Raw genomic sequence first — 3,440 nt, forward strand, 5'->3', positions numbered from 1 at the left:
TCGCGCCGAAGTCGATTTACAGCTCCTGGGCGCCATTACATTCATCGATGATGATCTCTGGTGTGCCCGCACGGCGTCCGAGCTCGGCCTTGACGACCTCACTCTCGACGCGCCACCCGGCGCCGCAGCGATCCAAGTCCGCCTTGGCGTGCAAGGCATCGCGGATCCTCTTCTTGACCCACGTCTGCCGCGGCTACTCGCCGCGACACGCCAATACCGGCGTTGCCATGGAGTAGCCGTCTACGCCACCGACGGAAGCTGGCGACTCTCCCTCACCGAAGGTGAGACGATCGCCGTTCTTCCCGGCCTCGGCCAGGCGGTAGTGGAGTCAAGCGAACCGACCAGCGACCACCTCCTCGACCAACTCAACGCCGGCGTCGGCGTGCTGGCCGACCTCTTCGAATAGCCAAGTGAAGGCAGCCCAAACAAAATGGGCTACGAAGATTTGGAGTAGCTGCCCAGCTTCCCTGGCTCGTAACTTGAAGCAAAATAAGCGGCATTCCGCGCCGCTGGCCGCGTCCGCCTACGGCACCAGATCCTCACCTCGAGCGCAGGGAACCGCTCGGGCTCGTCACGGATCGTCTGTCAGTTGCGGCGGGTCAGCTGCAGCTCGACCTCGGCGCCCAGATGCCGTTTGCCCAGCGCGTATGGATGGCGCCGAGCTGCGGGGTGGGCAGAATCAGCACGCCGGTGACGGCGAACGCCTCGAACAGCACCAGCGCGTAGTATGTGACGTCGGGGTGCGCGCGCACGATGTGCTCGTTCACCCAGCTGCCGGCGGGATTGGCGAGGTGCTTGACCTGGGCCTTGGCGCTGTCGGGCAGGGTGAGATGCCAGTGCGCCCGCACGTAGCTGGTGGCGAGGTCGCCGCCGAGCAGCGCCTGAACCAGGTGTCGCTGAGCTCGGCCAGCGGGTCGCGATTCGACGCCGGCAGGTGTAGAGCCGACAGTAGCGCCTGGCGGGCAAGCGGGTAATCACCGAGCGCGTCCAGCAGTGTGGCGAGCCGCTGCGGATCCGCCGGGGCGCTGATCCGAGGTTCACGATGTGCGCGTCGCCGGCGATCCGGGTCGCGACGAGGGCGGCGCTCTCGGCCAGCAGCCGTGCCACCTTGGTCGCCAGGTCCAGGGGCCACTCCCGCTCATCGACCACCACGGTGACGGCAGCCGCAACGGCCAGCAGGACAATCCCACCTGCGGCGAGGTGGCCGCGTAGCGTAGCCGACAACCTGATCGACACATGGGTCCAGTGCGGAGACGGTGTTGCGCGACGTTCGGCATGAGCATGACGGCGACATTGCTTTTGAGCAGGAAGTAGAGCTGTTTGGTGCTCGTGCTGTCGGCGTGCCGCTCGTGGTGTCGCGGGTCGTGTTCACGCTGTCGCGGTGCCGCTCGTGGTGTCGCCGGATCACGGACGCAGACGTGCCGCGACGGTCGTCCTCGATCAGCCCGCGGGTGCCGTAGCGAGCAGCCGGCCGCGGACGAGCACGACAATCAGCTCCCACGGCTCGACCGGACGCCCGAACCGGCGACGGTAGGCGACGACCGCGGCCGCGAGGGCCTGCACCGCATCGCCCAGCGGGCTGGGCTGGGCGACCAGACCGGTGAGCACGTCCGGGTCGAAGGTGTGGGCGTGCTCGACACCGCGGCGGCGGAGCCAGCTCACGTGCTCGCCGCGGACCCGGCGCAGCCAGCGGCGCACGGTGGAGACCGGCCGGTGCAGCTCAGCGGCGATGCTACGGCTGCCACGCCCGGACGCCTTGGCCACCAGTACCGCGCCGACGACTTCGGCCGCGTCGCCCAGCCGCGGCAGGCAGCCGGCGGGTAGCAGCACCTGGGTAGCGTGACACGACGAGCACCGGGCCCGGCGGGGACGCACCGCCAGCATCGCACCGTCCAGCTGACGCACCCGGCGCACGGCAGCCCATGACCACGGCCGCAGGACGCCAGGGCACCGTGGGCAGGCCAGGGCCCCGGCGGCCAGGTCGGCGTCGACCCGGCCGGCGTCCAGCACCATGATCACAACAGCGGGCTCCTCGCACGTCGGTGAGCATGCCTACCACACCGCGGACGGTCCAGGGGCCAACCCGTGTTGCCGGACCAGGCCGGACACCGTCCGCACACGACAGACGCCATCGACACCCTTCACCGTCACCGGGAGCACCGGCCCACTGCCGGTCGCCCAGCCCTCCGACGCTGAGCGCTCACGCCGTCGGGCCGCCCGCTCACCCTGGCGCCGCGCATGAGAGCCATCAGCCCGGACTGCACGCGCTCCCCGGCAACGACGCAGACCCCCTCCACGTCCTCATCCTGAGCGTCGTTCAACAAGACGGGTCCAGGTAGGTCTTGACGCCTATCAAAGTGCCGTCGAGGACCAGGTCGCCGATCGAGAAGGCTTCGTCGAAGACGGTTCAGTGCCCGCTCAAGAGACGGTCACCTGCGGCAACGGCTTCTCGCAGTTGCTCAACGAACTCGCGCAGGGTTGCGTCGAGGTCGACCTGATCTGCCGTCTCCGCGATGATCTCGTCACGGACTTCGTCGACGAATGGCTGCCAGGTGTCACGAATGCGCCGTGTGCACTCGTCGGCGGCCTGCCGCAGACTCTCGGCGGTCGCCCGCTCCTGCTTCTGGCGTGCGCTGCCGGCCCGATAGTCGTCGATGAACTGCGCCGCGTAGACGACCATGGGTAGCGCGGCCTCAGCGGTGCCGAGGTGCCGTCCCCAGCCCTCGTTAGCCTTCAGTACACGGGCCTTCTTGCCGGAGGTCGACTTGGCGGCGTCGCTCGCGACCTTCAGGGTACCGATCAGCATGGTCCCGACCTTGTCGAGATGTCCCGCGACAGCACCGGTCTCTGTCGCGGCCGGGGCATCCTGCGCAGATTCGAGTGTCGCGACCAGCGAGGCGAAACCGGCCCAGGAGGGCCGGGCACGTTCCCGCTCCCTGGTCTTGCGGATCGACTGCCGCAACCGCTGGAGGCGGGCCTCGTGTCTAGCGAACCACTCGTCGAGCGTCCGCTGCAGCTCGACCTGGAGCTCGGCGGTGTCTCCGTACCGTCGCACCACTTCCTCGACGAGACTGTCGAGAGCGGCCTGGGCGGCCCCGTCGAGATGGTCAAGCTCCTTCTCCCAGTCCTCGCGACGGGCAACGCCGTTGGCGGCGACTCCGGCACGTGCCGTGTATTCCTGAAGCTGTGTCCGCAGTTCGGTCATGGTCTCGGCCAGGACCGCAGTCCAGTACCGTTGCCCGGCCGCATGCCGCCAGGCGGACAACTCCGCCGGGGACACCGCAGCGACAGCATCCGCGAGGTCCCGCATGCCGTCCCAGTCACGGAAAGCGTTCCAGATCTCCGGGTAGAGATCGGTGTCCGGGCCGGCCGTCTGGAATGGGTCCTGTGAGACGACGAAGACCGGCGCCCGGTCGTCCAGCGCGAACACTTCCCACAGC

General features: G+C 68.7%; 4 protein-coding genes. 1 reads left to right on the forward strand and 3 read right to left on the reverse strand.

Going from position 1 to position 3,440, the window contains the following annotated elements:
- On the forward strand, positions 1-406 hold a 406-nt coding region (locus tag DMB66_RS62085; protein ID WP_158647717.1), incomplete at its 5' end, for a hypothetical protein.
- A gap of 193 nt (positions 407-599) precedes the next feature.
- Here DMB66_RS62085 and DMB66_RS58325 read toward each other — a convergent pair.
- From DMB66_RS58325 to DMB66_RS62090, 3 genes are all read right to left on the reverse strand, one after another.
- A complete protein-coding gene (locus DMB66_RS58325) occupies positions 600-848 on the reverse strand; it encodes a hypothetical protein (RefSeq protein WP_125812533.1) in 249 nt (82 codons plus the stop codon).
- 592 nt (positions 849-1,440) lie between these two features.
- Positions 1,441-2,019, reverse strand: coding sequence for a helix-turn-helix domain-containing protein (locus DMB66_RS58330; protein WP_125812534.1), 579 nt, complete (start codon positions 2,017-2,019; stop codon positions 1,441-1,443).
- Between the two features lie 388 nt (positions 2,020-2,407).
- A partial coding sequence (locus tag DMB66_RS62090; RefSeq protein ID WP_199753279.1) for a hypothetical protein occupies positions 2,408-3,440 on the reverse strand: 1,033 nt, incomplete at its 5' end.

This window comes from Actinoplanes sp. ATCC 53533 (assembly GCF_003947245.1).